This window comes from Pseudomonas sp. GW822-FHT03F08, from assembly GCF_058801265.1.
In genome coordinates, this window is the sequence record NZ_JBXANC010000006.1 from 309,904 (window position 1) to 335,699 (window position 25,796).

The window sequence follows — 25,796 nt, forward strand, 5'->3', positions numbered from 1 at the left end:
ATCCGTTTGCCCCAGCATGCTGCCGACTTCCCGTACCTTGCGTCTGTCGTTGTACACCCTGCTGATCATCGCCGGTGCCGCCCTCGCCGCGACGCTTGCGATCCGCCATGCCGAGCGCCAGGCACTGGAAGAAGACGCCGCGCGGGCCAATCAGCAACTGGCGCTGTACGCCAACTCGCTGCACACCCTGATCGACCGCTATCGCGCCCTGCCCGCCGTGCTGGCGCTGGACCCGCAATTGCGTGCGGCACTGGCCGGCCCGGTCGACGCCGAACAGCAAGCGGCGCTCAACCTGAAACTGGAAAAGATCAACGGTGCGGCGCAGTCCTCGACGCTGGAACTGCTCGATCACACCGGCCTCGCGGTGGCGGCCAGCAACTGGCGTCTGCCCAGCAGTTACGTCGGCCACAACTATGGCTTTCGCCCCTATTTCAGTCAGACCCGCACCCAGGGCACCGGGCGTTTCTACGCAGTCGGCGTGACCAGCGGGATTCCCGGTTATTTCCTGTCCAGCGCGGTGCTCGGCGACAACGGCGAGTTCCTCGGGGCGATGGTGGTCAAGCTCGAATTCCCGGAACTTGAACGCGAATGGAGCCAGGGCAGCGACACCCTGCTGGTCAGTGACGCGCGCGGAATCATTTTTATCGCCAACCAGCCCGACTGGCGCTATCGCCTCCTGCACCCGCTGAGCCCGGCCGATTACAAAGAGATCAAGGCCACCCGCCAATACGACAAACAGTCGCTGGTGCCGCTGACTCATCTGTCGCTGCGTCGCTTCGACGACAACAGTGATCTGCGCCGTGTCGAAGGCCCGCAAGGCACAGCGGATTACCTGTGGGAATCGCTGCCGCTGACCGCCGAAGGCTGGACCCTGCACCTGCTGCGACGCCCGCAACTGTCCTTCGAAGACCAGCGCAATGCCGGGCTCGCCGCTGCCGGGGTGTGGCTGGCGCTGGTGTTCCTGTTGTTGTTCCTCAACCAGCGCTGGCGCCTGGCGAAGATGCGCCAGCGTAGCCGCGAAGAGCTTGAGCAACTGGTCGAAGAACGTACCCGCGACTTGCGTACCGCCCAGGACGGTCTGGTGCAGTCGGCCAAACTGGCGGCACTCGGGCAGATGTCCGCCGCGCTGGCCCACGAAATCAATCAGCCGCTGACCGCTCAGCGCATGCAACTGGCGACCTTGCGCCTGCTGCTCGATCATGGCCGCGTCGATGACGCCTACAAGGCGCTCAAACCGGTCGATGAAATGCTCACGCGCATGGCGGCCCTGACCGGTCATTTGAAAACCTTCGCCCGCAAGAGCCCCAGCGGTTTGCGCGAGCGGCTGGATCTGGCGACAGTGGTCGATCAGGCCCTGCAATTGCTCGACGCAAGAATGCGCGACGAACAGGTCAGCCTTGTGCTGCATCTGACCCGCCCGGCCTGGGTGCGCGGCGATGCGATCCGTCTCGAACAAGTGCTGATCAACCTGCTGCGCAACGCCCTCGACGCTATGCAGGGCAAACCTTGCAAGCGTCTGGAAATCCGTCTGGAAGCCGACGAGCAACTGTGGCGCCTGAGTGTCATCGACAACGGCGGCGGCATTGCCGAAGAGCATCTGGGCCAGGTGTTCGATCCGTTCTTCACCACAAAACCGGTGGGTGACGGCCTCGGTCTGGGGCTGGCGGTGTCGTTTGCCATCGTCCACGAATCCGGCGGGCGCCTGAGCGCCGACAATGGCGACAACGGCGCAGTGTTCAGCCTGACCCTGCCGATCGATCTGGAGGCGCACATCTGATGCTCAATGCGGTGATGGTGGTCGATGACGAAAGCAGCATTCGCAGTGCCGTCGAACAGTGGCTGAGCCTGTCCGGTTTCGAGGTGCAACTGTTCAGCCGCGCCGAGGAATGCCTGGCGGCGCTGCCGGCGCATTTTGCCGGGGTGATTGTCAGCGACGTACGCATGCCTGGCCTCAGCGGTCTTGAACTGCTGGCCGAGGTGCAGCGCCGGGATGCCGACCTGCCGGTGATTCTGCTCACTGGCCACGGCGATGTGCCGATGGCGGTCGAAGCCATGCGCGACGGCGCCTACGACTTTCTGGAAAAACCCTTCAGCCCGGAAACCTTGCTCGGCAGCCTGCGCCGGGCGCTGGACAAGCGTCGGCTGGTGCTGGAAAACCGTGCCCTGCACGAACTGGCCGACAACCGCGCCAAACTGGATGCGACGTTGCTCGGTGTATCCCGTGGCTTGCAGACCTTGCGCCGACAGGTGCTGGATCTGGCGACGCTGCCGGTCAACGTGCTGATCCGTGGCGAGACCGGCAGCGGCAAGGAACTGGTCGCCCGCTGCCTGCACGACTTCGGCCCGCGCGCCGACAAGCCGTTTGTGGCGCTGAACTGCGCGGCGATCCCCGAGCAGTTGTTCGAAGCCGAGTTGTTCGGGCATGAGAGCGGCGCGTTCACCGGGGCCTCCGGCAAGCGCATCGGCAAGCTGGAATACGCCGATGGCGGCACGCTGTTTCTCGATGAAATCGAAAGCATGCCGCTGGCCCAGCAGGTAAAACTGCTGCGGGTGTTGCAGGAGCAGAAGCTGGAGCGGCTGGGGTCGAACCAGAGTATTCGCGTGGACCTGCGGATCGTCGCGGCGACCAAACCCGATTTGCTGGATGAAGCGCGGGCCGGGCGTTTTCGCGAAGACCTGGCGTATCGCCTGAACGTCGCCGAATTGCGCCTGCCGCCGTTGCGTGATCGTCGGGAAGACATTCCGTTGTTGTTCGAGTCCTTCGCCCAGAGCGCCGCCCAACGCTTGGGCCGGACCTTCCCGCCGCTCAGTGGCGCGCAATTGAGCCACCTGCTGAGTCATGACTGGCCGGGTAATGTGCGGGAACTGGCGAACGTCGCCGAACGGCAGGTGCTGGGGCTGGATGAACCGGTGCAGGGCATCGATCCGGGCCAGTCGCTGGCGGCGCAGCAAGAGGCGTTTGAGGCGCAGTGTCTGCGGGCGGCGTTGACCCGGCACAAGGGTGATGTGAAAGCCGTACTTGAAGAGCTGCAACTGCCACGCCGCACCTTCAATGAAAAGATGCAGCGCCATGGTCTGACCCGGGAAATGTTCGTACCTGAATGAGCGGAAATCCGCTCATTCATTCCTGATCATCGGCAAAAACCCGCTCAACAATTCCTCCTACCCCCTCTAAACCGGCCCTCCCCCCGTTGGCACAGCTCCTGCTATAGCCCTCGCAGGCTGCGTTTCAACGCGCTCCACAAAAACAATTAAACGAAGGATCCTTCAATGGATAACTCCAACGCCCTGCCTCTTGGGTCGGCTGCCGTGCCGGTCAAAGAACGAACCACCGCCAGTCGCATCAAGTCGATCTTCAGCGGTTCCGTCGGCAACATGGTCGAGTGGTACGACTGGTACGTCTATGCCGCCTTCTCGCTGTACTTCGCCAAGACCTTCTTCCCCGCCGGTTCCACCACCGCCCAATTGATGAACACCGCCGCGATCTTCGCCGTGGGCTTTCTGATGCGCCCGATCGGTGGCTGGCTGATGGGCCTGTACGCCGACAAGGTCGGACGTAAAAAGGCACTGATGGCCTCGGTGTACCTGATGTGCTTTGGCTCCCTGCTGATCGCCCTCAGCCCGAACTACGAAACCATCGGCATCGGCGCGCCGATCCTGCTGGTCTTCGCCCGTCTGCTGCAAGGCCTGTCGGTCGGTGGCGAGTACGGCACTTCCGCGACTTACCTGTCGGAGATGGCGACCAAGGAACGTCGCGGCTTCTTCTCAAGCTTCCAGTATGTGACCCTGATCTCGGGCCAGCTCATCGCGCTGGGCGTGTTGATCGTGCTGCAGAACATGCTGACCACTGAACAGCTGTACGCCTGGGGCTGGCGTATCCCGTTCGCCATCGGCGCGCTGTGCGCAATCGTTGCGCTGTACCTGCGTCGTGGCATGGAAGAAACCGAGTCGTTCACCAAGAAAGAGAAGTCCAAGGAAAGCGCCATGCGCACCTTGATGCGCCATCCGAAAGAACTGCTCACCGTGGTCGGCCTGACCATGGGCGGTACGCTGGCGTTCTACACCTACACCACCTACATGCAGAAATACCTGGTGAACACCGTCGGCATGAGCATCTCCGACTCCACCACCATTTCCGCCGCCACGCTGTTCCTGTTCATGTGCCTGCAACCGATCATCGGCGGCCTGTCCGACAAGATCGGTCGTCGTCCGATCCTGATCGCTTTCGGTGTATTGGGCACGATCTTCACTGTGCCGATCCTGATGACCCTGCACACCATCCAGACCTGGTGGGGCGCGTTCTTCCTGATCATGGCGGCGCTGATCATCGTCAGCGGTTACACCTCGATCAACGCCGTGGTGAAGGCCGAGCTGTTCCCGACCGAAATCCGCGCCCTGGGCGTCGGCCTGCCGTACGCACTGACCGTGTCGATCTTCGGCGGCACCGCCGAATACATCGCGCTGTGGTTCAAGAGCATCGGCATGGAAACCGGTTACTACTGGTACGTGACTGCGTGCATCGCGGTGTCCCTGCTGGTGTACATCACCATGAAAGACACCCAGAAACATTCGCGCATCGTCACTGACTGATCGCAAAAAAACGCGCGAAGGTGCAAGACCTTCGCGCGTTTCTTACCTGTCCGATTTCCCGATCAGGACAATTCGGCAACACTCTGTTTGCTGCCATAGCGCTTCTGCGCATAAGACGCGCCCACGATCATCACCAACAGAATCCCCGCCAGCACCGCCGACGAACCGATGGTGCCGAAGTCCAGCCCGCCCTTCTCATGGGACTTGGTCATCAAGTCGCCCAGGGTCGCGCCAAACGGCCGGGTCAGCACGAACGCCACCCAGAACAGCGCCACCGCCGAAATCTTCGTGAAGTACTTGAGCAATACGACCACCGCAATCGCCGAGCCGATCAACAGCGCGCCACCGGCAAAGCCCAGGCCCGAATCGTCCGCCAGGTAATCGCCGAGCGCGGTGCCCAGGGTGTTGGAGAACAGGATCGCCATCCAGTAGAACATCTCGCCGCGAAAGCTCTGCACCTTGGTGACGTTGAGCGAATCGCCGCTCAGGCGCCACGCCGCGAAGATCGCCAGCAGGATCGCGATCAGGATCATCGAACCTGTGGCGTAACCCAGCTCCAGCGTGCGGTCCATGAAGTCGGACATGGTGGTGCCGGCGGTGCTGGTCGACAGGATCACGATCCAGTACAGCAGCGGCTTGTAAGTCTTGGACATCAGCTGCGTGATCAACGTCAGGACGAACACGCTGATCAGGATCAGCGAGCTCATGGCGTAGCCGACGTTCAGGGTCATCGACAGCAAATCCCCCGCGGTTTCCCCCAGGGTCGTCGCGCAGATTTTCATGACCCAGAAGGCCAGGGTGATTTGAGGCAGTTTGTTCATTGCAGGTAAAGCTCCAGTGTGTGACGGCCGGTTCTTGGTTTTCTGGCCGCCGGCAGACTGGCGTTACGAGGGTGAAAAACCGGTCGGGAATGTATGAAAAATCTGTCACACAAGCCAAAAGCGGCGATTAATCACCGGTTAATGCCCCTGCTGCATCCTGCACCTACCTGATCGATGACCTGCGCGACGCTCGCTCCGACGACGAAAGCGAATTGAATGCGTCGCCCTTAATATCAAGTTAATCGATTGTTTTTAGCATTATTTTGCGCTTTTTAATCAATTTAGTTGGCGTAGCATGAACCCCATGCGAAACACATCGCCAACGAATTTCGAATCTGGAGAACGACCATGAAAACCAAACTGATCCTCGCCCTGACCTTGTCCGTACTGGCCGCCAACACCTTCGCCGCCGATGGCTCGGACAAAACCAAATCCGCCGATTTCATTTCCGGCGCCAGCGCCGCTATCGAAACCAGCCACTCGGGCGCCTACGCTGCCGATGGTTTCGATAAAACCAACGTTGGCAAAGCGGTTGCTGCCGATGGCTTCGACAAGACTGGCACTGCTGCTGCCATCGCTGCCGACGGTTTCGATAAAACCGGCACCGCCGCTGCCATCGCTGCTGACGGTTTCGATAAAACCGGTACTGCCGCAGCCATTAGCTGATCGGCGCAATGCAAACACCAAAGCCCGGCCATTGCCGGGCTTGTTCATTTCCAAAGGTCGGCATTTGATCTTCGCGGACCGGACTTGCACTATTGGCCGCTTATAAAAGCCTTCAGGAACACCCCGCCATGCCCGATGACATCCATTTCTACGAACCGGCCAACGGCCACGGCCTGCCCCACGATCCGTTCAACGCGATCGTCGGTCCGCGCCCCATCGGCTGGATTTCTTCGCAGGATGCCGAGGGCCGGTTGAACCTGGCTCCTTACAGCTTTTTCAACGCGTTCAACTACATTCCGCCGATCATCGGGTTCTCCAGTGTCGGGCGCAAAGACAGCCTGAACAACATCGAGCAGACCGGCGAGTTCGTCTGGAACCTCGCGACCCGGCCGCTGGCCGAGCAGATGAACCAGAGCTGCGCAGCCGTCGCGCCCGAGGTCAACGAGTTCGAACTGGCGGGGCTGACGCCGGTGGCGTCAAAGGTGATTGCCGTGCCGCGTGTGGCCGAAAGCCCGGTGTCCTTCGAGTGCAAGGTCACGCAGATCATTCAGTTGCAGCGGGCCGACGGCGAGACGGTGCCGAGCTGGCTGGTGCTCGGCGAAGTGGTCGCCGTGCACATCGCCAAATGGCTGTTGAAGGACGGGATCTACGACACCGCCGCCGCAGAACCGATTCTGCGCGGCGGCGGGCCGGCGGACTACTTCCAGCTGGGGCCGGAGGCATTGTTCAAGATGTGGCGCCCGGGCGCCGTCAAGTAAACGCGGTTACCAGATCAGCTCGGCGTCATCAGTGACGCCCTTGAGCTTGTCCAGCTCATTGATGGCCGCTTCATCGGCGGCAATGGCACCAGGGAAGACCTGGTCATTCAACAGTTTGTGAAAGCGTGGCGCACCGCCGTCGACCAGGGCCTTGACCGCGATTGCCGCGTGATAACCCTTGTTGCTGCCCAACTCGACGGGGACTACAGCGGAAACCGCTTCGAAGTGTTCGAACTCTTTACGTGCCATGTCGCAGGTCCTGGCTCAGTCAAATAGGCTGGCCATTAAACCCTCAACCGGCGAGTTTGTGTATCGGCGCGCAACTTTGACCCAGCGCCTGCGCCGCCGACACGTCTTTAAACGTGTGGAAATCCAGGCTGTTGACCACCAGGTCCTGCACCAGCTCGGCAAAGACTTCCATCGACGGGCTGCTGAAATACGCGGTCATCGACTGCTGGTTATTCCAGAAACCGGAAACCAGCCAAAGCTCCGGATCACACTGCGAATGCTGCAAGGAAAAGCTCAGGCAACCGGCGGCGGCACGGGACGGTTCGATCAGCGCGCTCAGGCGCATGCCGAGTTCCGCCGAGCGCCCGGCGCGCGCTCGAACGAAGGCCATATGACTGACGGGAATCTGCTTGGACATGTTCAACCCTCCCAGGGAGTCGCGTGGCAGCCGGGGACGGGCTGCGACAGGATCCAAGGTTAAGGGCCGGGCAGCGTTCGCCGTTAGTCGATTCCTGCCGCCGCGTTGCACAATCCTGCGAGACTGTCTTTCATACCTGTAACAGATCGTGAATTGCTGTCACCGTCCTGTCACACCGGTTTCGAGCAAGTTTTCCGGAATGCGCCCTGTCATGTCTGGGCAGGCAAGCAACGCCATGCAGGATCAGGCAAGCATTTCGCAGGATGTGTCTACCGCTTGCGCTTGCACAAACTTATGCTCTGCTCCCATTCCATCCCTTGCCGAGGAGGCTGTGCATGACGTCATTCGATCGTTTTCAGGCGCCGCCCGATGCCGACATGGAAAAGCAGCGCGCGGAACTGGCGGCCATCATCCGCCGCAACACATCCGAAGATGGCAGTTATGCCACCGCCGTCGGCTCGCTGTTCATGTCGCGCCACACCCAATCCCATGACTTCGCCCCGGTGCTCGCGCAACCGGCGCTGTGCATCATGGCCCAGGGGCGCAAAGAGGTGCGGCTGGCGGACGAGTACTTCAATTACGACCCGCTGAATTACCTGGTGGTCTCGGTTTCGATGCCGTTGAGCGGTCGGGTGGTGAATGTCTCGCCTCTGGAACCGATCCTCGCCGTGCGCCTGGACATCGACCCGGCGGAAATCACCGCGCTGATCGCCGACGCCGGGCCCATGGGCGTGCCGACCCGGCCGACCGGGCGCGGTCTGTATGTGGAAAAGATCGACAGCGCGATGCTCGATGCGGTGTTGCGTCTGGCCCGTCTGCTCGACACGCCGAAAGACATCGCCATGCTCGCGCCGCTGATCCGTAGGGAAATTCTCTATCGCCTGTTGCGCAGCCCGCAGGGCCATCGGCTGTACGAAATCGCCATCGCCAACAGCCAGAGCCATCGCATCAGCCAGGCGATCAAATGGCTCAACGGCAACTTCGAACAACCGCTGCGCATTGATGATCTGGCGAAGGAAGTGAACCTCAGCGTCTCGACCCTGCATCACCGTTTCAAGGCGATGACGGCGATGAGTCCGTTGCAGTATCAGAAGCAACTGCGCCTGCAAGAGGCGCGGCGCCTGATGCTGGCTGAAGGGCTGGAGGCATCGGCGGCGGGGTATCGGGTGGGGTATGAAAGTCCGTCGCAGTTCAGTCGTGAGTACAGCCGGTTGTTCGGCGCGCCGCCGCTAAGGGATCTGGCGCGCTTGCGACTCACGGTCTGATCAGGCGCCCAACACCCGACACGCCTCACTCGGCAACGTCACCGACACCGGATGCCCGATCCCCAGCCCGATGCCCTGACACGGCGTGCTCAGCGCCGTGAAGGTCACCCCGGAACATTCCACCGTAGTCTCGATAGTCGCGCCGATATCCCGCACAAACGTCACCTTGCCCAGCAGGCGATTGCCTGCCGTGGCCTGGGGCGCCGACAGTTGCAGGTCTTCAGGACGAATCAACATCTTCACTTTCTGCCCGACCACGATGCTGCTGCAGATCGGCACTTGCAGGGCATCGCCGCCCGGCAGCACGACCTTGCCATCGCCCAGCGCGGTGGCCGGGAAGATATTGCCGGAGCCAATGAAATCCGCGACGAACTCGTTGGCCGGATGGCGGTAGATTTCGATCGGCGTACCCACCTGCTGCACCCGATGCTCGCCCAGCACCACCACGATGTCAGCCATGGTCATGGCCTCGCGTTGATCGTGGGTAACCATGATGGTGGTGATGTTCAGGCGTTGTTGCAGCTGGCGGATTTCCACCTGCATCGACTCACGCAGCTTGGCATCCAGCGCCGACAGCGGTTCGTCGAGCAAAAGGATTTTCGGGTGCGAGGCAATCGCCCGGGCAATCGCCACCCGCTGACGCTGACCGCCGGAGAGTTTCGCCACCGGGCGGTCGATCATCGCTTGCAGCTGGATCAGCTCCAGCAACTCCACCACCCGCGCCTGTTGATCAGCCTTGCTCACACCGCGCAGTTTCAGCGGATAGGCGATGTTCTCGCCCACGGTCATGTGCGGGAACAGCGCCAGCGACTGGAACACCATGCCGAAGTTGCGCAGGTGCGCCGGGGTGTGGCCGATGTCCTCGCCGTCCAGGCGAATCTCGCCGCCGGTAAGGGTTTCCAGCCCGGCGATCATTCGCAGCAACGTGGTCTTGCCGCAGCCCGACGGGCCGAGGAAGCACACCAGTTTGCCCTCGGGCAAATGCAGGTTGACGTCTTTTACCGCGCAGGCCGAGCCGTAGTGTTTCTCGACGTTTTCCAGAATCAGTCCAGTCATGTTGCACCTCACAATCAAAAGGAAACGCCGCCCTCGCCCACCAGCTTCTCCAGCGCCCAGATCAGGACGAAGTCGATCAGCACGATCAGCACGGCAAACGAGAACACAGTAGGGTCGAGCGATGACACGGTGCGGCTGTACATCCAGATCGGCACGGTCATGACGTCGATGGTGTAGAGGAAATAGGTCACGGTGAATTCGTTGAACGAGACGATGAACGCCAGCAGCATCCCCGCCAGAATCCCCGATTTCATCAGCGGCACCACCACATCGACGATGGCCCGCAACGGCGAGGCGCCGAGCATCTGCGCGGCCTCTTCGACTTCGCTGCCGATGGAAAGCATGGCCGCGGTGCAGTTCTTCACCACGAACGGCAGCGCCAGAATCACGTGAGCAATCACCAGCCGCGAGGTGGTCATGTGGAACGGCAGGCTGTCGAACACCAGCAGCAAGGCCAGTCCCAGCACCACCATCGGAAACACCAGCGGCAGCGACATCAATTGCAGCGCCACGCCCTTGCCGCGGAACTCGCAACGGGTCAGCGCGTAGGCCGCCGGCACCGCGATCAGCGTGGCGAAAATCATCGTCAGGCACGCCACCAGCAAACTGGTGCCCATGGCCTGGCCGAGGCTCAGCACATCACTGGCGTCCGGCGACACAAAGGTGTGCCACGCCGCCTTGTACCATTGCAGGCTGTAGCTGCTCGGCGGGAAGTCGAGGTTCGACGCACCGCTGAACGACATCACGATCATGGTCAGGATCGGCAACACTGCCAGGAACAAAATGATCCCGGAAAGAATACCGGCGAACTTGCCGGTGTCTCCCGGCAACAGCGACTGACGCTTCTTGATCAGGGCACTCATTGCGAAGCCTCCAGCAGACGGCGACGGCGGCCGGTGATGTATTCGGACAGGGTCATGATCGCCAGCGTGGTGACGATCAGCACCACGCCAGCGGCGGATGCGGCGGGCCAGTTCATCAGCGGGGCGATCTGGTCATGCACCATCACCGCGAGCATCGGCACGCGACGGCCACCGAGCAACAGCGGCACCACGAAGCTGCTGGCGTTGTAGGCGAACACCAGCGTCGCGCCGGTGATGATCCCCGGCAGACTCATCGGCAACACCACCTGACGGAACACTTGGAAACGACTGGCGCCAAGCGTCGCGGCAGCTTCTTCGTAGCTGCGGGCGACACCGCGCATGGCGCTGGCAATCGGCAGCACAGCGAGCGGGAACGCGGTCTGCACCAGACCCATCAACACGCCGTTCTGGTTGTACAGCAACATGATCGGGCGTTTGATCAGACCGAGGCCCATCAGCGTCTGGTTGAGCATGCCGCCGGGGCCGAGAATCACCAGCCAGCCGTAGCTTTGCAGCAGCAGGTTGACCAGCAACGGCAACAGCACCGCCGCGAGGAAGATCCGCCGCACGAACGGTGAAGTCAGGCGCGACATGGTGTAGGCCACCGGGATCGCCAGCACTACGGCGATCACCGCGCTGATCAGCGCCAGACGCAAGGTCAGCAGCAACGATTTGAGGTAGTAGGGTTCGAGCAACTGGGCGTAACTGGCCAGGCTGAAACCGGACCACTCCGCGCCCTTGGTACCGACGCTCATGCGCAACACCAAAAGGCTGGCGGCAATCAGCACACCTAGAAACAGCATCGACGGCGTGAGAAAAAACCACGCCCGCGCGGTTGGCGAAACACCGCGCGCCGGGCGCACGTCACCCGCGCCGACCGGTTGGGTCAGGGATTGATGTTCCATAGCAATGATCTCGTCAATGGAAAACGAATCTCCCGGGCACCCCGATCATGCGGTGCCCCGGAAGGTCGGCGTCAGGAAGAAAAGATTTCCGTGTAGCGACGAATCCACTGGTCATGCACGGTCGCCAGGAAGGCGTTGTCGTGCATGATCGCCTTCTCCGCGATCTGCTCCGGCGTGAGGATGAAGGGGCTCTTGCGCGCTTCGGCGGAGATGATCGCCTTGGCGTTGACCGGGCCGTTGAAGATGTCTTCGGCCATCTTGCCCTGCACCAGCGGGTCGAGGGAGTGATCGATGAAGGCGTAGGCCAGGTCGGTGTCGCCCGGACGGTTCTTCGGCATCACCGAGAGCATCAGGTCGGTATAGAAACCTTCTTTCATGCCGAACGTGGCGCCGAGGCCGTAGTTCGGGTCGCGGATCTGCTTGGGGAAAAACGCCGGGGCATACAGGCCGCCCATGTCCAGGGAACCGGTGCGAAACAGCTCGGCGATCTGGTTGGGGTTTTCGCCCAGGGTCACCACGCGGTCTTTCAACTCCGCGAGTTTCTTGAAGCCCGGCTCGATGTTGTGCTCGTCACCACCGGCCAGTTTGGCGGCGATGATGATCAGGTCCATCGCCTCGGTCCAGTTTGGTGGTGGCAGGAAAATGTTCGGTGCCAGATCGGCGTCCCACAGCGCGGCGTAACTGTCCGGCGCTTCCTTTTGGGTGCGGGTGCTGTAGACCAGGCTGTTGCACCACAGCAGGTAACCGATGCCGTGACCGTTGGCCCCGGTGCGGTATTTTTCCGGGACATCGATCAGGTTGGGAATGCGGTTGAGATCGGGTTTTTCCAACAGCCCGGCAGCGGCCAGACCTTCAGCTCCAACACCGGCCAGAGTGATGATGTCGTACTGCGGACGGTCACCGCCGGCCTTGAGCTTGGCGACCATTTCCGAGGTGCTGCCGGTGCGGTCGGCAATCACTTTGGCGCCGGTCTTGGCTTCGAACGTTGCAGCGATGTTGCGCAGTGCGGCCAGACCCGTGTCATCGGACCAGGTCAGCAGGCGCAGGGTCTTGCCGGCAAAACGGGTGTCGCTGGCACTGGCCCGGATGAAGGGCATGCTCATGGCCGCCGCAGCCACCGAGGCCACGCCGACGGTTTTGATGAATTGACGCCTGTTCAGATCGTGCTCGCCCATTTAGGACTCCCATTATTCTTGTAAGTATGAGATTGACCGCAACCCTTGCCGTGCGTGATCGGAACCGCCCAAGCCCCCGATTTCAAAGGGCCTGAACGTGATCAGCGGGTTCATCCTGAGGTCGTGCAAAACACCTGACTATCGATAAAAACTCATTGGAGCCATGACGCCGGCGCATGCCTCGTTGCGAGGCATGCGCTGACCTTTTTCGGGCATTCAGAGCGCGCGGATCACGTGCTTGATTTCCTGGAATGCCGCCAGGCCCCACGGCCCCAGTTCGCGACCGATGCTGCTCTGTTTGTAGCCGCCCCACGCCGTCTGCGGAAAGATCACCTGCGGCGCGTTGAGCCACACCAGCCCCGCCTGCAAGGCGTTGGCGACTCGATCCGCAGTCTCGGCATTGCGCGTGACCACGCTGGCGACCAGCCCGAACTGGCTGTCGTTGGCCAGGGCAATCGCCTCGGCTTCCGAAGCGAAACTGCGCACGCAGATCACCGGGCCGAAGATCTCTTCACACCACAGCGCACTGTCGAGGGGCACCTCGGTGAAGATCGTCGGCTGCAAGAAATAACCGCGCGGCAGATCCGCCGGGCGATTGCCGCCACAGATCAGCTTGGCACCGGCGCTCAGACCGCGGTCGATATGACCGAGCACACGCTGGTACTGCGCCTGATTGACCAGTGCGCCCATCTCGACTTCTGGATCGAACGGGTCGGCCACACGGATTTTTTCCGCGCGGGCCTTCAAGCGAATCAGGAATTCATCGGCCAGTTCATCGGCCACCAGCACCCGGCTGGTGGCCGAGCACATCTGCCCGGCGTTGAAGAAACCACCGCCGCAGGCCAGCTCCACCGCCAGATCCAGGTCGGCATCTTCCAGGATCAGCAGCGAGGATTTGCCACCCAGTTCCAGGCTCACGCCCTTCACGGTTTCCGCGGCGCGCTGCATCACCTGCACACCCACGGCGTTACTGCCGGTGAAGGAAACCTTGGCGATGCGCGGGTCCGCCGACAGCGGCGCACCGACCGCCAGGCCGGTGCCGCACACCAGGTTGAACACGCCTTTGGGCAGACCGGATTCGGCGATGATCGCCGCCAGTTCCAGTTCCGGCAGCGGCGTGACTTCCGAAGGCTTGAGCACCACGCAGCAACCGGCGGCCAAGGCCGGCGCGAGTTTCCACGCGGTGGTGACCATCGGGAAATTCCACGGCACGATCAGCCCGACCACACCACACGGTTCGCGGCGCAGACGTGCACTGAAATCGTCGCTCGGCAGCGGCACATCGCTGTCGAGTTTGGCGTCGAGGCCTTCGGCGAGTTCTGCGTAGTACTCGAATGTGGCGATCACGTCGTCGACATCGATGCCCGCTTCAAACTGCGGTTTGCCGTTGTTGCTCGACTGCAATTTCATCAAGTGATCACGACCGTTGCGCACGCCATTGGCGATGTTGCGCAGGATCGCGCCGCGCTCGGCACCGGTGGTTTTCGACCAGTCCTTGAAGGCTTCAGTCGCGGCCGTTACCGCTTGGTTGACGGCGTTTGCATCACCGCCATTGACCGTAGTCAGCAGCGCTTCAGTGGCCGGGTTGATCACGCGCAGGTGCTCGCGGCCGGCGGCCCATTGGCCGTTGATGTACAGACCGTCGAGTGTGGTCGGGAAATTCATCATTTGGCCACCGCCTTCATCCATTGGGTCTGGTCGATTTCGATCAGGGTCGGGCCCTGACGATCGGTGGCGGCGCGCAGGGCACCGCGCAGGTGTTCGGCGGAGCTGATCGCTTCCGCCGCGCAACCCAGGGCCTTGGCGACACCGATGAAATCCGGGGTGTAGATGTCCACGCCCACTGGCTCAATGGCGCGGTTGACCATGTATTTCTTGATCTCTTCGTAACCCTGGTTATTCCACAGCAGGATGATCACCGGCGTGCGCGCTTCCACGGCGCTGGCCAGTTCCGGCAGGGTGAATTGCAGGCCGCCGTCGCCGATCAGGCACACCACCGGCGGGCGAGCGCCGTGTTCCAGTGGGCCACCGAGCCAGGCGCCGATGGCTGCCGGCAAGGCGTAACCGAGGGTGCCGTAACCGGTGGACGAGTTGAACCAGCGGCGCGGACGCTCCGGGTTGAACGTGAGGTTGCCGGTGTACACCGGTTGCGTGGAGTCACCGACGAACACCGCGTTCGGCAGTTCGTGCAGCACGGTTTCGAGGAAACGGGTCTGGGCCAGAGTCGGGGCGTCCCAGGTCGCGGCCAGGTCTTCACGCAGACGCGCGGCGCGCACCTGACCCCAGTCGTTGCGGCGCTCGGCCAGCGGCTTGTGCGACAACGCGCTCAGCAATGCTTGCGCCGCGTTGCGCGAGTCCGCCACCAGCGCCACATGAGGCGGGTAGTTGCGCACGGTCTGGTCGGGATCGATATCGACGCGCAGCAGTTTGCCGGGGATCTCGAAACCACCCGCGAAGGTGACGTCGTAGTCGGTTTCCGCCAGTTCGGTGCCAATCGCCAGGATCACGTCGGCGTCGGCCACCAGGGCGCGGGTCGCCACCAGACTCTGGGTCGAACCGATCAACAGCGGATGATTGGACGGCAACATGCCTTTGGCGTTGATGGTCAGGGCCACTGGCGCGTCGAGCAGTTCGGCCAGTTCGGTGAGTTCGGCAGCGGCATCGATGGCGCCGCCACCGGCGAGGATCAGCGGACGCTGGGCACCGGCCAGCAGTTCAGTCATGCGGCTCACGGCGGCTGGCGCAGCTCCGGCGCGGTCGATGTTGACCGGCACGCTGGCCAGTAGCTCATCGGCTTCTTCGACCAGCACATCCAGCGGAATTTCGATGTGCACCGGACGCGGACGCCCGGCCTGGAACAGCGCAAACGCACGGGCCAGCACGCCCGGCAACTCGGACGCCGACATCAGGGTGTGGGAGAACGCCGCCACACCGCCGACCAGTGCGCTCTGGTTCGGCAGTTCATGCAACTTGCCGCGACCGCCACCCAGTTGACTGCGCGACTGCACGCTGGAGATCACCAGCATCGGGATCGAATCGGCGTACGCCTGGCCCATGGCGGTGGTGATGTTGGTCATGCCGGGGCCGGTGATGATGAAGCACACGCCCGGTTTGCCGCTGGTGCGGGCGTAGCCGTCGGCCATGAAACCGGCGCCCTGCTCGTGGCGTGGGGTAACGTGGTTGATGCTCGAACGGGCCAGCCCGCGATACAGCTCCACGGTATGCACCCCGGGAATGCCGAACACCTGCTCGACCCCATAATCTTCGAGTAACTTGACCAGTACTTCGCCACACGTCGCCATGTCTTTGCCCTTCTTGTTCGTTGAGGCACCGGGCTTTAAAGGAACCGGTGATTGGCCTCATTGAAACGGGCGACCCGTAGCCGCAACAATCGATAAAAGCTCATACTAGCCATGTCCTCACGTCATACCTTGGATCCACATGAAACGACTGCCTCCCCTGCCCGCCCTGCACACGTTTCTGATCACCGCGCAGTGCTGCAACTTCACCCGGGCCGCCGAGCAGTTGCACATCACCCAAGGTGCGGTGAGCCGGCAGATCGCCGGGCTTGAAGAACATCTGGGCTATGAGTTGTTCATTCGCCTGGCCCGGGGCCTGGAACTGACGGCCGAAGGTCGCGAATGGCTGCCACGGGTGCAGCAGGTGTTCAGCCTGATCGGCGACTCGGTGGAGCTGATCGGCGCCAAACGCGAAACCCTGCAACTCAAGGCGCCAAGCTGCGTGATGCGCTGGTTGTTGCCGCGGCTGTTGCAATGGCAGCGCGAGCGCCCGGACGTGCCGGTGAAACTCACGGCGTCGTTGCAGCACGGGGTGGACTTTCATCGCGAGCAGTTCGACGCCGCAGTGACCTACGGCACCGCGCCCCACGACTCGCCCGCGACCTTGCACCTGTTCGATGAACAACTGACGCCGGTCTGTTCACCGGGGCTGCTCAAGGGGTCGTCGGCCCTGCACACGCCAGCCGACTTGCAACAGCACTTGCTGCTGCACCCGACGCACACCGATGACGACTGGACGCTGTGGCTGGAGGCCGCCGAACTGCACTTGAGCAACATCGGCAGCGGTCAGCATTTCGAAACCCTGGATCAGGCGATGTCGATGGCGTCCCACGGGACTGGGGTGGCGATCGGCGACTGGTCGTTGATCGGCGATGACTTGAACGCCGGGCGACTGGTGATGCCGTTCGATCTGAAGGTGAAGACGGGATTGGGCTATTACATCGTGGCGCCGGCGTCGGAGCCGTCGGCGAAGTTGCAGGAATTGATGGGGTGGTTGGTGGAGCAGGCTCATACGCGGTGAGCCTGTTACTGAACGTTCCCACACAAGGCGTGGGAACGTTTGATCGGGTTACATCAGTAACCGACAGTAAACCGCTGCCGCGAATGCTTCGGCGTTTCCACTTCGTCGATCAGCGCAATCGCGTAGTCGGCAAAGGTGATCGAGCTCTGGCCTTCGGCGCTCACCAGCAAGTCATCCTTGCCAACGCGGAACTTGCCGGTGCGCTCGCCTTCGACAAACAGCGCCGACGGCGACAGGAACGTCCAGTCCAGCTCCTTCTCCTGACGCAGCGCATCAAGGAACGCCGCACCGGCGCTGGCCTCAGCCTTGTACTCGGCCGGGAAACCGGCGCTGTCGATCACTCGGGTGCCGTCCGGCAGCAACAGCGAACCGGCACCGCCGACCACCAGCAGACGTTTCACCCCGGCCTGTTTCACCGGACCGATCAGCGCGCTGGCCGGGACCGTGGCGAAATGCGCGGCACTGATCACCACATCGTGACCGGCGACGGCGTCTTGCAGCGCGGCGGCATTCAAAACGTCTACGTTCTTGCTGACCACACCGGCGCGGGCGCCGATCTTCGAGGTATCCCGAGCGATGGCGGTGACGCTGTGGCCGCGACGCAGGGCTTCTTCCAGCAATTGGCTGCCGGCACGGCCGGTGGCACCAATGATTGCGATCTTGCTCATGACATTCTCCAGTTGGCTTGAGAGTGCTGCGTTTTTCAGAATCGGGTTACCACTTCATCTCGCCCTTGGCGACTTTGGCGCTCAGCTCCAGCGAGCTTTCCTCGCCCAGCTTCGGGTAGCGCTTTTTCATCGCGGCGATCAGCGCGGCAGAGTCCTTGGCCTTGGCGGTTTCTTCGTCGAACGCCTTGATGTAGTCGGCAGTGAACTTCACGGCCGCCAGCGAGCGGGCGCTGTCACCCAGGTAGTGACCCGGCACCACGGTTTTCGGTTTCAGGGTTTCGATCGAGTGCAGGGTTTCCAGCCAGTCGGCGTGGGATTGTGCAGTCTGGGTATCGGCCATCCACACGTGGATGTTCTCGGCGACAACGACACCACCGACCACGGCTTTCAGCGAAGGAATCCACACGAAGCTGCGATCCGGTTGCTTGCCTTCCAGGCCGACTACCTGCAGTTTCTGGCCTTCAAGCATCAGGCTGTCGCCCTTGAGCACGCCCGGCACGATGGTTTTGGCCGGCACGTCGGCGCCCATTTTCGGGCCCCAGAACGCCAGTTTGCCGTCGACGGTTTGCTTGATGTGATCAACGGTCGGCTGCGAAGCCAGTACCTTGGCATTCGGGAAGGCTTTGGTCAGGGTGTCGAGACCGAAGTAGTAATCCGGGTCACCGTGGCTGATGTAGATCGTGGTCAGTTGCTTGCCGCTGGCGCGGATCTTTTCCACCACTTGCTCGGCCTGGGACTTGCCGAACTGGGCGTCCACCAGGATCGCGTCCTTCTCGCCGCTGACCAGCACCGAGGTCACCGGGAAGATTGCGTTGGTGCCCGGGTTGTAGACATCGAGGCTCAGGTTCGCGGCCGCTGCGTGGGCAGCAAAACCGAGGGTGGCGGTGGCCAGTAAAACGCGCTTGAGAGTGGTGAAGCCGATCATGGGTTGCTCCGCTGTTCATATGCCGTGCTTGGCGATGGGACAGAGCTTAGTTGCCAGACTCATTACAAAAAATGCGATGCTTAAACATAGTTTGTTTCTGAAAGCGGGCAAATCATGGATCGTCTCCAAGCAATGCGGGTGTTTGTCACGGTTGTGGATCTGGGCAGCCAGTCGGCGGCGGCCGATCACCTGGACCTGTCGCGGCCAGTGGTGTCGCGGTATCTGGCGGAACTGGAAGACTGGGTCGGCGCGCGCCTGATGCACCGCACCACGCGCAAACTGAGCCTGACCGCCGCCGGCAACGAGATCCTGCCGCGCTGCCGGCAGATGCTCGAACTGTCGAGCGACATGCAGGCCGCCGTCAGCGAACCCGACGATGCGCCACGGGGGTTGTTGCGGATCAGCGTCAGCACCTCGTTCGGCCAGGCACAACTGGCCGATGCCATGGCCGCGTTCGTCAAACGCTACCCGGGCGTCAACATCGACCTGCAAATGCTCGACCGCACGGTGAATCTGGTGGACGAGCGCATCGACCTGGCGATCCGCACCAGCAACGATCTCGATCCCAACCTGATCGCCCGGCGCCTGACCGTCTGCCGCTCGGTGGTCTGCGCCGCACCTGCCTATCTGCGGGAACACCCGCAGCCGCAGCGCGTAGAAGATCTGAGCCGACACAACTGCCTGACCCATTCCTATTTCGGCAAGAGCCTGTGGCATTTCGAGGAGGATGGCGAACCGGTGTCGGTGCCGGTGCAGGGCAACATCAGCGCCAACGAGGCCAGCACCCTGCTGCGCGCGACACTGGCCGGTGCCGGGGTGGCGATGCTGCCGACCTATCAGGCCGGCGTACATATTCACAGCGGGGAACTGGTGCGCCTGCTGCCGCACGCCGAGCCTCGGCGGATGAACATCTATGCGGTGTACGCCTCGCGCAAACACATGCCGGTGGCGCTGCGCAGCATGCTGGATTTCCTGGTACTGCGGTTTCCCGAAAACCCGCAATGGGATGTCGGCTTGTAAACCCGTTCGCCGCGCGGCTGGCAACTCCACGGCGCTGACCTATGCTGAAAGTAGTACCCAAGGGTATTCGTTCAGAGGTCAACGCCATGATCATGAGCACCAGAACAAGAAGATACCTCGCGATTTTCATCACCTGCGCGGCCACGCTGGCGCTGTACGGCACCGCGGCATGGCGCGTGGAGCAGTTGCGGCAACTGCCCCGTGAGTACGCGAGCTGCAACTTCGAGCGCTGCATCCCTCACAACGCCACCCTCAACGCCCTGCGCTGATACAGGACGTCAGGCGTCGTCGTTCTGCTCGGCCTTCAAGCGGTCGCGGAACGCCTTTGGCGAGATCCCCACCCGGCGCCGGAACAGGCGCGTGAAGTTGGTCGGATCGGAAAAACCCAACACGTCGGACATCTCGTAAATGGTCATGCTGGTGTACGTCAGCAGACGCTTGGCTTCCAGCAACTGACGTTCATGCATGATCTGCAACGCCGGCTGCCCCGCCAGTTCGCGGCAGGTGCCGTTGAGGTGCGAGACGGAAATCCCCAGGCGATGGGCCAGGTCCTCGACCTTGACGTGCTGTCGGTACGTCTCCTCTACCAGTTGAATAAAGCCATTAAGGTATTCGCGCTGACGCTGCGGGCGTTGCGTGGCGTTGTGGCGGTGGATCGCCTGGCGGCTGACCCAGACCATGATCACGCTGACCAGCGAATGCATGAGCATTTCCCGCGCCGGTTGATGACCGTTGTACTCGGCCTGCAACGCGGCAAACAGACTGTTGAGGTAGTCCGCGTCCTTGCCCGCCGGGTAGCTTTCGGCCTGGGCCAAAGCCTGCACCGCGCTGCCCAGTTGCGCCTGCAAATGGTTGATCAACGGCGTGGCCAGGGTGACGACAAATCCTTCGACGTCCTCGGAAAAACGGAAACCATGCACCGATAACGGCGGCAGGATCTGGATCGCGGTTTCGTTCAGTTGCGTGCGTTGGCCTTCGATTTCAAGCTCTGCCTGACCTTTGAATACGAAGAGCAACTGGCACAAATCGGCGTGGCGGTGGGGTTTGATTTCCCATTGATGTTCGCGGCTGCGTTTGGAAATGGTTTCACAGTGCAGCAAGTCAGGGGTTGGCCAGTCCAGGCTTTCACCGTAGAGCTTGAACACCGGAATCGAAGGCAGGTCAGGCTTGTTCATCACTTCAATCCAGGCCTCGAAGGTTGCGGGCGATAATCGCACCGATTGGCAGAATGTACAGGTATCGGCTCAGTTTTCACCTTCAATTGACAGACCCGCAAGGGAAAAATGCAAGCACTCGAATCCTGAAAATCATTCACCGGCCGTTGTCGCGTGAAGCTTGCGAGTCATAAAAACAATGAAAACGCTGAAAACCCAAGTCGCCATCATTGGCGCCGGTCCGTCCGGATTATTGCTCGGCCAACTGCTGCACAACGCCGGCATCGACACCCTGATTATCGAGCGCCAGACACCTGACTATGTACTCGGCCGAATCCGCGCCGGGGTCCTTGAACAGGGCATGGTAGAGCTGTTGCGCGAGGCTGGCGTGAGTCAGCGGATGGACGCCGAAGGGCTGGTCCACGGTGGTTTCGAACTGGCCCTCGACGGGCGTCGGGTGCACATCGATCTGCAGGCGCTGACCGGTGGAAAAACCGTGATGGTCTATGGCCAGACCGAGGTCACCCGCGACCTGATGGCCGCTCGTCGGGAGACCGGCGGACAGACAATCTACGAAGCCAGCCATGTCGTTCCCTGTGACATGAAAAGCGACGAGGCCTTCGTCACGTTTGAAAAGGACGGCGAAACCTGGCGCGTCGATTGCGATTACATCGCCGGTTGCGATGGTTTCCATGGCGTGGCCCGACAGTCGATCCCGGCGGAATGCCTGAAGGTCTTTGAACGGGTTTATCCGTTCGGCTGGCTGGGGATACTCGCCGACACACCACCGATTCACGACGAACTGGTCTACGCCCGTCACGAGCGCGGCTTCGCCCTGTGCAGCATGCGTTCGGCAACCCGCACCCGCTATTACCTGCAAGTGCCGGCCGAGGAGAACGTCGACGACTGGTCGGATCAGCGCTTCTGGGATGAACTGCGCAATCGCCTGCCGGCGGATCTGGCGCAGAAGCTGGTGACCGGTCCGTCGATTGAAAAGAGCATCGCGCCGCTGCGCAGTTTTGTGGTCGAGCCGATGCAGTACGGGCGGATGTTTCTGGTGGGGGATGCGGCGCATATCGTTCCGCCGACCGGTGCCAAGGGTTTGAACCTGGCGGCCAGCGACGTCAGCACCCTGTTCAGGATTCTGCTGAAGGTTTACCGCGAAGGGCGCACTGATTTACTGGAGAAGTATTCGGAAATCTGCCTGCGTCGGGTGTGGAAAGCCGAGCGGTTCTCCTGGTGGATGACCTCGATGCTGCACCGTTTCGACGAACACGATGATTTCAGCCAGCGGATCAGTGCTTCGGAACTGGACTACTTTGTCAGTTCAGAGGCGGGTCAAAAAACCATTGCAGAAAATTACGTCGGACTTCCTTATGAGGCTATCGAATAGCCTGCTACCGACTTACACTGGCGAGCATCCCCGCTCGCCTGACGATCTGCGGGACACTCACTGCCCGCAGGTTTTGCCCGTGACCAATCTCAACCATCCCGAAACGCCCAAACCGGCCATTCGCAGCGTGCTGGTCGCGCTGATGATGGCGATCTTTCTTGGCGCGCTGGACCAGACCATCGTCGCCGTTTCCATGCCGGCCATCTCCGCGCAATTCAAGGACGTCAGCCTGCTGGCCTGGGTGATTTCCGGCTACATGGTGGCGATGACCGTGGCGGTGCCGATCTACGGCAAGCTCGGTGATCTGTACGGGCGGCGCAAACTGATGCTGTTCGGCATGGGCCTGTTCACCCTTGCCTCGCTGTTCTGTGGCATGGCTCAGAGCATGGAGCAACTGGTGCTGGCGCGGATCTTCCAGGGCATCGGTGCCGGCGGGATGATTTCGGTGAGCCAGGCGATCATCGGCGACATCGTCCCGCCCCGGGAGCGCGGGCGCTATCAGGGCTACTTCTCCAGCATGTACGCAGTGGCCAGTGTTGCCGGTCCGGTGCTGGGCGGCTACATGACCGAGTACCTGTCGTGGCGCTGGGTGTTCCTGATCAACCTGCCGCTGGGCCTCGGCGCCTACTGGGTAGCGCGACGCAATCTGATCGGCCTGCCGATTCCCCAGCGCAAACCGGTCATCGACTACCTCGGCACACTGCTGATGATCATCGGCCTGACGGCATTGTTGCTGGCGATCACTCAGGTCGGCCAAGGCCATGCGTGGCGCAGCAGTGAAGTCCTCGGTCTGTTCGCTTGTGCTGTGGCGGTGCTGGCGGTGTTCGTCTGGCATGAGCGACGTGCCCGGGAGCCGTTGCTGCCGATGCACCTGTTCACCAACCGCAGCGCCCTGCTGTGCTGGTGCACGATTTTCTTCTGCAGCTTTCAAGCGATTTCGTTGATCGTGCTGATGCCGCTGCGCTTCCAGAGCGTGACTGGCGCCGGGGCGGACAGCGCGGCCCTGCACTTGTTGCCACTGGCGATGGGTTTGCCGATCGGTGCCTATTTCGCCGGTCGTCGCACGTCGATTACCGGGCGCTACAAGCCACAGATTTTCACCGGTGCGCTGCTGATGCCGATCTCGATCCTCGGCATGGCCTTCAGCCCGCCCGATGCGACGCTGATCAGTAGTGTGTTCATGTTGCTCAGCGGTATCGCCGGGGGCATGCAGTTCCCGACCTCGCTGGTCGGCACGCAGAACTCGGTCGAGCAAAAGGACATTGGCGTCGCCACCAGCACCACCAACCTGTTCCGCTCTTTGGGCGGTGCGGTGGGCGTGGCGTTGATGTCAGCACTGTTGCTGGCGTTGTTGCAGGACTCCAGTTTTGCTCACCTGACCGGCGCATCGCTGATCGGCGAAGGTCATTCCGGCAATGTGCTGCTCGATGGCCTGAACGCGGCACCCGGCGATGCGCAGAATGCCTTGCGTGCCGAGTTGCTGGTGACGTTCCGGCATTTGCTGATGGTCAGCGCCGGGGTGTCGCTGCTCGGGCTGGCAGCGGCGCTTGCCATGCCGAACCGTTTGTTGCGCGGGCGTGAACACGGCGCCCGCTGACCGATGCCGATAGCTCCCACGCCTTGCGTGGGAGCCCACTGGGATCAAGCGCTGTAATAACCGACCGCCACCAGGAAATCCCCGACCTTCTTCAGGTAGGCATGTTTGTCCTCGACCTTGCCGGTCACCGGGTTCTTCCAACGATATTCATACTCGCCTTCATCCTGTTTGCCGATCAGCGCCAGAATCGGCTCGCCCACCGGTTTGCCTTCCGGGTCCTTGACCTTGGCGAAGTCGGTATTGATCAACCGCAGGTTGGTGCCGTGGGCGACGTAACGTTGCGTTTTCAGGTCCACCACGAACACGTAAAGGTCGTCCTGCAGGTAACCGCCCTTGAGCGAGTTGACCGCCATCAGCGTGCCCTTTTCGTCCTTGGTCAAATCAGTGGCGGCTTTGTCGAGCAATGATTTCGCCTGTTCTGCCGATGCTCGCGGCAAGTAGTAACCGACCGCCAGAATCCGCTGGCCGATGCGCTGATAGAACACATGCTTGCGCTCGACCTTGCCGTCGGCCTGATTCTGCCAGCGATATTCGGCCTGCTGGATGCCGTTGCCTTCCGGCACTTTCAGCGCGTCCTTGAACGCTTTCTGCAAATCCGGCCCGAGCACTTCGCTCACGTCCCGGCCGATCAGCGCCGAAGACGGCCCGCCGCTGGCGAGCATCACGCCCTTGGTATCGACCACGAACACGTAGCGATCCTTGTCGACGAATTCGCCCTGGCGGCTGAACGCCGCGAACGCCTTGTCGCCATTGTCGTGATAGTAGGCCAGAGCCTTTTCCAGCAAGGCGATGGCGGCCTTGCTGTCATCCTTTTCCGTGGCCGCATTGGCCTGTCCGAAACTCAAAAACAGCACCGCGCCGAGCCAGGCCAGTTTTTGCACAAACCCCATGACGCATCCCTCGTTCTTGTTGGTGTTTCAAGAGCGTAGACGGCCTGACGGCAGGTATGGATATTCAGAAAGCTTCTGAATGTTGCGATGGGTGTGTGGCGAGGGCGTTCGCGCCCTCGCCACAGAAGGGGCTCACGGCCGGGCGTTGATCTGCTGTTGCAGGTTCTGGATCTGCGCCTGCAGGGTGTTGAGGTTGCGGGTCATCTGCCCACGGAACGCATCGAACTCGGCGGTGCTGGAGCCGCCCTGTGCCGAAGCCGGACGGTTGTCCTGCTCGCTCTTGAGCACAACGATTTCCTGCTCCAGACGATCGATCGCGGCGTTCGACCCGCCCTGTTTTTTCAGGGCCGTGATGTCGGCGCCGAGGCTCTTGAACTGCGCATCGAAACCCTTGACCTGTGCATCGAAGCTTTTCAGCTGGGCATCGACCTTGCTGGTGTCGGCCGGCGTGCTTTTCAGCGTTGCCAGCTCTGCACTCAGGGCTTTGACCTGAGCCTGCAACTGAGTGTTGGCGTTCTGCTGTTCAGTGGTCTGGGCGGTCATCTGCGCCAGACGCTTGTCCAGATCCGTCGCCTGACCCGCCACACCCTGCTGCTGTTTGCTCTGATCCTGCAGTGCGCTTTGCAACTGCTTGATCTGCAGCTTCAGGGCTTCGCTGTCGGTGTTGACGTTGGTCTGGCTGGCCACGACCTTGCCGGAAATGTCCTGCAGGCGCCCCGCCGCTTCTTCACTGATCCGCGCGAAACTTTCCTGGGTCGCCACCAGTTGCTGCTCCATCAGCGAGATCTGCTGGAAACTCCACCAGGCCAGACCGATGAAGGCAAAGAACAATGCGCCGACCAGCGCCCACAATGGCCCGGTGCTGGCCGACTTGACCTTGACCACGGGTGGCGTGCGCGAATGCACGGAAGTGCGAGTGGTGGTAGGGAAATCGTCGTCATCGAGTGTGTCGGCACGCAGGCTCGGAACATCGTCGAAATCGTCGTCGTGTGCATCGTTACGCATGGACATTGAGGCAACCTTTGTGAAACCCGGTAATGGCTGATTGCGGCGCAGTATAAACCCCGCAGCCGCAGGGATTGAC

At 61.7% G+C, this 25,796-nt stretch carries 25 protein-coding genes; 11 read left to right on the plus strand and 14 right to left on the minus strand.

Annotation, left to right across the window (positions count from 1 at the left end):
* Positions 1–16 precede the first annotated feature (16 nt).
* From AC1RME_RS17265 to AC1RME_RS17275, 3 genes are all read left to right on the plus strand, one after another.
* On the plus strand, positions 17–1,777 hold the full coding sequence (locus tag AC1RME_RS17265) for a sensor histidine kinase (protein WP_096818368.1): 1,761 nt from the start codon (positions 17–19) through the stop codon (positions 1,775–1,777).
* Entirely contained in the window at positions 1,777–3,105 is a 1,329-nt protein-coding gene (locus AC1RME_RS17270; protein ID WP_493091571.1) for a sigma-54-dependent transcriptional regulator, read from the plus strand. The genes AC1RME_RS17265 and AC1RME_RS17270 overlap by 1 nt, the downstream gene beginning before the upstream one ends.
* Positions 3,106–3,270: 165 nt before the next feature.
* Positions 3,271–4,590: an MFS transporter gene (locus AC1RME_RS17275; RefSeq protein WP_096818372.1), complete on the plus strand. Its 1,320-nt coding sequence runs from the start codon at positions 3,271–3,273 to the stop codon at positions 4,588–4,590.
* Between the two features lie 62 nt (positions 4,591–4,652).
* Here the strand turns inward: AC1RME_RS17275 and AC1RME_RS17280 are convergent, their stop codons facing one another.
* Positions 4,653–5,411: a COG4705 family protein gene (locus AC1RME_RS17280; RefSeq protein WP_493091572.1), complete on the minus strand. Its 759-nt coding sequence runs from the start codon at positions 5,409–5,411 to the stop codon at positions 4,653–4,655.
* Between the two features lie 348 nt (positions 5,412–5,759).
* On the opposite strand from AC1RME_RS17280, the gene AC1RME_RS17285 reads away from it, so the two are divergent.
* Entirely contained in the window at positions 5,760–6,077 is a 318-nt protein-coding gene (locus AC1RME_RS17285) for a hypothetical protein (protein WP_085730226.1), read from the plus strand.
* Positions 6,078–6,205: 128 nt separating this feature from the next.
* Positions 6,206–6,835 (plus strand): flavin reductase family protein, encoded by a 630-nt coding sequence (locus tag AC1RME_RS17290; protein WP_085709577.1) that lies wholly within the window; start codon positions 6,206–6,208, stop codon positions 6,833–6,835.
* 6 nt (positions 6,836–6,841) lie between these two features.
* Here AC1RME_RS17290 and AC1RME_RS17295 read toward each other — a convergent pair whose 3' ends face one another.
* Both AC1RME_RS17295 and AC1RME_RS17300 read right to left on the minus strand, forming a co-directional pair.
* Positions 6,842–7,084, minus strand: coding sequence for a hypothetical protein (locus AC1RME_RS17295; protein WP_096818378.1), 243 nt, complete (start codon positions 7,082–7,084; stop codon positions 6,842–6,844).
* A 43-nt stretch (positions 7,085–7,127) separates the two neighbouring features.
* The gene (locus tag AC1RME_RS17300; RefSeq protein WP_085709576.1) at positions 7,128–7,481 is read right to left on the minus strand and encodes a putative quinol monooxygenase; all 354 of its coding nucleotides are present in this window, start codon (positions 7,479–7,481) and stop codon (positions 7,128–7,130) included.
* Between the two features lie 335 nt (positions 7,482–7,816).
* On the opposite strand from AC1RME_RS17300, the gene AC1RME_RS17305 reads away from it, so the two are divergent.
* Complete coding sequence (locus AC1RME_RS17305; RefSeq protein WP_096818380.1) at positions 7,817–8,746, plus strand: AraC family transcriptional regulator; 930 nt, start codon at positions 7,817–7,819, stop codon at positions 8,744–8,746.
* Here the strand turns inward: AC1RME_RS17305 and AC1RME_RS17310 are convergent, their stop codons facing one another.
* From AC1RME_RS17310 to AC1RME_RS17335, 6 genes are all read right to left on the minus strand, one after another.
* Complete coding sequence (locus tag AC1RME_RS17310; RefSeq protein ID WP_096818382.1) at positions 8,747–9,802, minus strand: ABC transporter ATP-binding protein; 1,056 nt, start codon at positions 9,800–9,802, stop codon at positions 8,747–8,749. It lies immediately after the preceding gene.
* A 14-nt stretch (positions 9,803–9,816) separates the two neighbouring features.
* The gene (locus tag AC1RME_RS17315; RefSeq protein WP_064599073.1) at positions 9,817–10,665 is read right to left on the minus strand and encodes an ABC transporter permease; all 849 of its coding nucleotides are present in this window, start codon (positions 10,663–10,665) and stop codon (positions 9,817–9,819) included.
* On the minus strand, positions 10,662–11,570 hold the full coding sequence (locus AC1RME_RS17320; protein ID WP_007960163.1) for an ABC transporter permease: 909 nt from the start codon (positions 11,568–11,570) through the stop codon (positions 10,662–10,664). Before AC1RME_RS17320 ends, AC1RME_RS17315 begins: the two co-directional genes overlap by 4 nt.
* A gap of 71 nt (positions 11,571–11,641) precedes the next feature.
* Entirely contained in the window at positions 11,642–12,745 is a 1,104-nt protein-coding gene (locus AC1RME_RS17325) for an ABC transporter substrate-binding protein (protein WP_011335694.1), read from the minus strand.
* 216 nt (positions 12,746–12,961) lie between these two features.
* Positions 12,962–14,410: an aldehyde dehydrogenase family protein gene (locus AC1RME_RS17330; RefSeq protein ID WP_176504810.1), complete on the minus strand. Its 1,449-nt coding sequence runs from the start codon at positions 14,408–14,410 to the stop codon at positions 12,962–12,964.
* Positions 14,410–16,047: a 5-guanidino-2-oxopentanoate decarboxylase gene (locus AC1RME_RS17335; protein ID WP_096818384.1), complete on the minus strand. Its 1,638-nt coding sequence runs from the start codon at positions 16,045–16,047 to the stop codon at positions 14,410–14,412. The genes AC1RME_RS17330 and AC1RME_RS17335 overlap by 1 nt, the downstream gene beginning before the upstream one ends.
* A gap of 139 nt (positions 16,048–16,186) precedes the next feature.
* Here AC1RME_RS17335 and AC1RME_RS17340 point away from each other — a divergent pair, with 139 nt between their 5' ends.
* Positions 16,187–17,065: a LysR substrate-binding domain-containing protein gene (locus tag AC1RME_RS17340; RefSeq protein WP_096818386.1), complete on the plus strand. Its 879-nt coding sequence runs from the start codon at positions 16,187–16,189 to the stop codon at positions 17,063–17,065.
* A 53-nt stretch (positions 17,066–17,118) separates the two neighbouring features.
* Here AC1RME_RS17340 and AC1RME_RS17345 read toward each other — a convergent pair whose 3' ends face one another.
* Positions 17,119–17,733 carry an NAD(P)-dependent oxidoreductase gene (locus AC1RME_RS17345; protein ID WP_096818388.1) on the minus strand — a complete coding sequence of 205 codons (615 nt, stop codon included), beginning with the start codon at positions 17,731–17,733 and terminating at the stop codon, positions 17,119–17,121.
* Positions 17,734–17,779: 46 nt separating this feature from the next.
* Positions 17,780–18,658, minus strand: a complete 879-nt coding sequence (locus tag AC1RME_RS17350; protein WP_096818389.1) for an MBL fold metallo-hydrolase — start codon at positions 18,656–18,658, stop codon at positions 17,780–17,782.
* A 114-nt stretch (positions 18,659–18,772) separates the two neighbouring features.
* On the opposite strand from AC1RME_RS17350, the gene AC1RME_RS17355 reads away from it, so the two are divergent.
* Together AC1RME_RS17355 and AC1RME_RS17360 are read left to right on the plus strand one after the other, a co-directional pair.
* A complete protein-coding gene (locus tag AC1RME_RS17355; protein ID WP_096818391.1) occupies positions 18,773–19,678 on the plus strand; it encodes a LysR family transcriptional regulator in 906 nt (301 codons plus the stop codon).
* Between the two features lie 41 nt (positions 19,679–19,719).
* Complete coding sequence (locus AC1RME_RS17360; protein WP_085730216.1) at positions 19,720–19,947, plus strand: hypothetical protein; 228 nt, start codon at positions 19,720–19,722, stop codon at positions 19,945–19,947.
* A gap of 9 nt (positions 19,948–19,956) precedes the next feature.
* Here AC1RME_RS17360 and AC1RME_RS17365 read toward each other — a convergent pair whose 3' ends face one another.
* Complete coding sequence (locus tag AC1RME_RS17365) at positions 19,957–20,853, minus strand: helix-turn-helix domain-containing protein (protein WP_096818393.1); 897 nt, start codon at positions 20,851–20,853, stop codon at positions 19,957–19,959.
* A 187-nt stretch (positions 20,854–21,040) separates the two neighbouring features.
* Between AC1RME_RS17365 and pobA the strand changes: the two genes are divergently transcribed.
* Positions 21,041–22,225, plus strand: a complete 1,185-nt coding sequence (pobA, locus tag AC1RME_RS17370; protein WP_493091599.1) for a 4-hydroxybenzoate 3-monooxygenase — start codon at positions 21,041–21,043, stop codon at positions 22,223–22,225.
* 79 nt (positions 22,226–22,304) lie between these two features.
* Positions 22,305–23,822: an MDR family MFS transporter gene (locus tag AC1RME_RS17375; RefSeq protein WP_096818397.1), complete on the plus strand. Its 1,518-nt coding sequence runs from the start codon at positions 22,305–22,307 to the stop codon at positions 23,820–23,822.
* Positions 23,823–23,866: 44 nt separating this feature from the next.
* On the opposite strand, the gene AC1RME_RS17380 is transcribed toward AC1RME_RS17375, so the two are convergent.
* Positions 23,867–24,712 (minus strand): cache domain-containing protein, encoded by an 846-nt coding sequence (locus tag AC1RME_RS17380; RefSeq protein WP_096818399.1) that lies wholly within the window; start codon positions 24,710–24,712, stop codon positions 23,867–23,869.
* Between the two features lie 132 nt (positions 24,713–24,844).
* On the minus strand, positions 24,845–25,723 hold the full coding sequence (locus AC1RME_RS17385) for an ATPase (protein WP_096818401.1): 879 nt from the start codon (positions 25,721–25,723) through the stop codon (positions 24,845–24,847).
* Positions 25,724–25,796: the final 73 nt, after the last annotated feature.

What these genes read in the sequence shown, in the direction of transcription:
- AC1RME_RS17265 (WP_096818368.1), top strand. Translation starts at nt 17, where the DNA reads ATGCTGCCGACTTCCCGTACCTTGCGTCTGTCGTTGTACACCCTGCTG.
- AC1RME_RS17270 (WP_493091571.1), top strand. Translation starts at nt 1,777, where the DNA reads ATGCTCAATGCGGTGATGGTGGTCGATGACGAAAGCAGCATTCGCAGT.
- AC1RME_RS17275 (WP_096818372.1), top strand. Translation starts at nt 3,271, where the DNA reads ATGGATAACTCCAACGCCCTGCCTCTTGGGTCGGCTGCCGTGCCGGTC.
- AC1RME_RS17280 (WP_493091572.1), bottom strand. Translation starts at nt 5,411, where the DNA reads ATGAACAAACTGCCTCAAATCACCCTGGCCTTCTGGGTCATGAAAATC.
- AC1RME_RS17285 (WP_085730226.1), top strand. Translation starts at nt 5,760, where the DNA reads ATGAAAACCAAACTGATCCTCGCCCTGACCTTGTCCGTACTGGCCGCC.
- AC1RME_RS17290 (WP_085709577.1), top strand. Translation starts at nt 6,206, where the DNA reads ATGCCCGATGACATCCATTTCTACGAACCGGCCAACGGCCACGGCCTG.
- AC1RME_RS17295 (WP_096818378.1), bottom strand. Translation starts at nt 7,084, where the DNA reads ATGGCACGTAAAGAGTTCGAACACTTCGAAGCGGTTTCCGCTGTAGTC.
- AC1RME_RS17300 (WP_085709576.1), bottom strand. Translation starts at nt 7,481, where the DNA reads ATGTCCAAGCAGATTCCCGTCAGTCATATGGCCTTCGTTCGAGCGCGC.
- AC1RME_RS17305 (WP_096818380.1), top strand. Translation starts at nt 7,817, where the DNA reads ATGACGTCATTCGATCGTTTTCAGGCGCCGCCCGATGCCGACATGGAA.
- AC1RME_RS17310 (WP_096818382.1), bottom strand. Translation starts at nt 9,802, where the DNA reads ATGACTGGACTGATTCTGGAAAACGTCGAGAAACACTACGGCTCGGCC.
- AC1RME_RS17315 (WP_064599073.1), bottom strand. Translation starts at nt 10,665, where the DNA reads ATGAGTGCCCTGATCAAGAAGCGTCAGTCGCTGTTGCCGGGAGACACC.
- AC1RME_RS17320 (WP_007960163.1), bottom strand. Translation starts at nt 11,570, where the DNA reads ATGGAACATCAATCCCTGACCCAACCGGTCGGCGCGGGTGACGTGCGC.
- AC1RME_RS17325 (WP_011335694.1), bottom strand. Translation starts at nt 12,745, where the DNA reads ATGGGCGAGCACGATCTGAACAGGCGTCAATTCATCAAAACCGTCGGC.
- AC1RME_RS17330 (WP_176504810.1), bottom strand. Translation starts at nt 14,410, where the DNA reads ATGAATTTCCCGACCACACTCGACGGTCTGTACATCAACGGCCAATGG.
- AC1RME_RS17335 (WP_096818384.1), bottom strand. Translation starts at nt 16,047, where the DNA reads ATGGCGACGTGTGGCGAAGTACTGGTCAAGTTACTCGAAGATTATGGG.
- AC1RME_RS17340 (WP_096818386.1), top strand. Translation starts at nt 16,187, where the DNA reads ATGAAACGACTGCCTCCCCTGCCCGCCCTGCACACGTTTCTGATCACC.
- AC1RME_RS17345 (WP_096818388.1), bottom strand. Translation starts at nt 17,733, where the DNA reads ATGAGCAAGATCGCAATCATTGGTGCCACCGGCCGTGCCGGCAGCCAA.
- AC1RME_RS17350 (WP_096818389.1), bottom strand. Translation starts at nt 18,658, where the DNA reads ATGATCGGCTTCACCACTCTCAAGCGCGTTTTACTGGCCACCGCCACC.
- AC1RME_RS17355 (WP_096818391.1), top strand. Translation starts at nt 18,773, where the DNA reads ATGGATCGTCTCCAAGCAATGCGGGTGTTTGTCACGGTTGTGGATCTG.
- AC1RME_RS17360 (WP_085730216.1), top strand. Translation starts at nt 19,720, where the DNA reads ATGCTGAAAGTAGTACCCAAGGGTATTCGTTCAGAGGTCAACGCCATG.
- AC1RME_RS17365 (WP_096818393.1), bottom strand. Translation starts at nt 20,853, where the DNA reads ATGAACAAGCCTGACCTGCCTTCGATTCCGGTGTTCAAGCTCTACGGT.
- AC1RME_RS17380 (WP_096818399.1), bottom strand. Translation starts at nt 24,712, where the DNA reads ATGGGGTTTGTGCAAAAACTGGCCTGGCTCGGCGCGGTGCTGTTTTTG.
- AC1RME_RS17385 (WP_096818401.1), bottom strand. Translation starts at nt 25,723, where the DNA reads ATGTCCATGCGTAACGATGCACACGACGACGATTTCGACGATGTTCCG.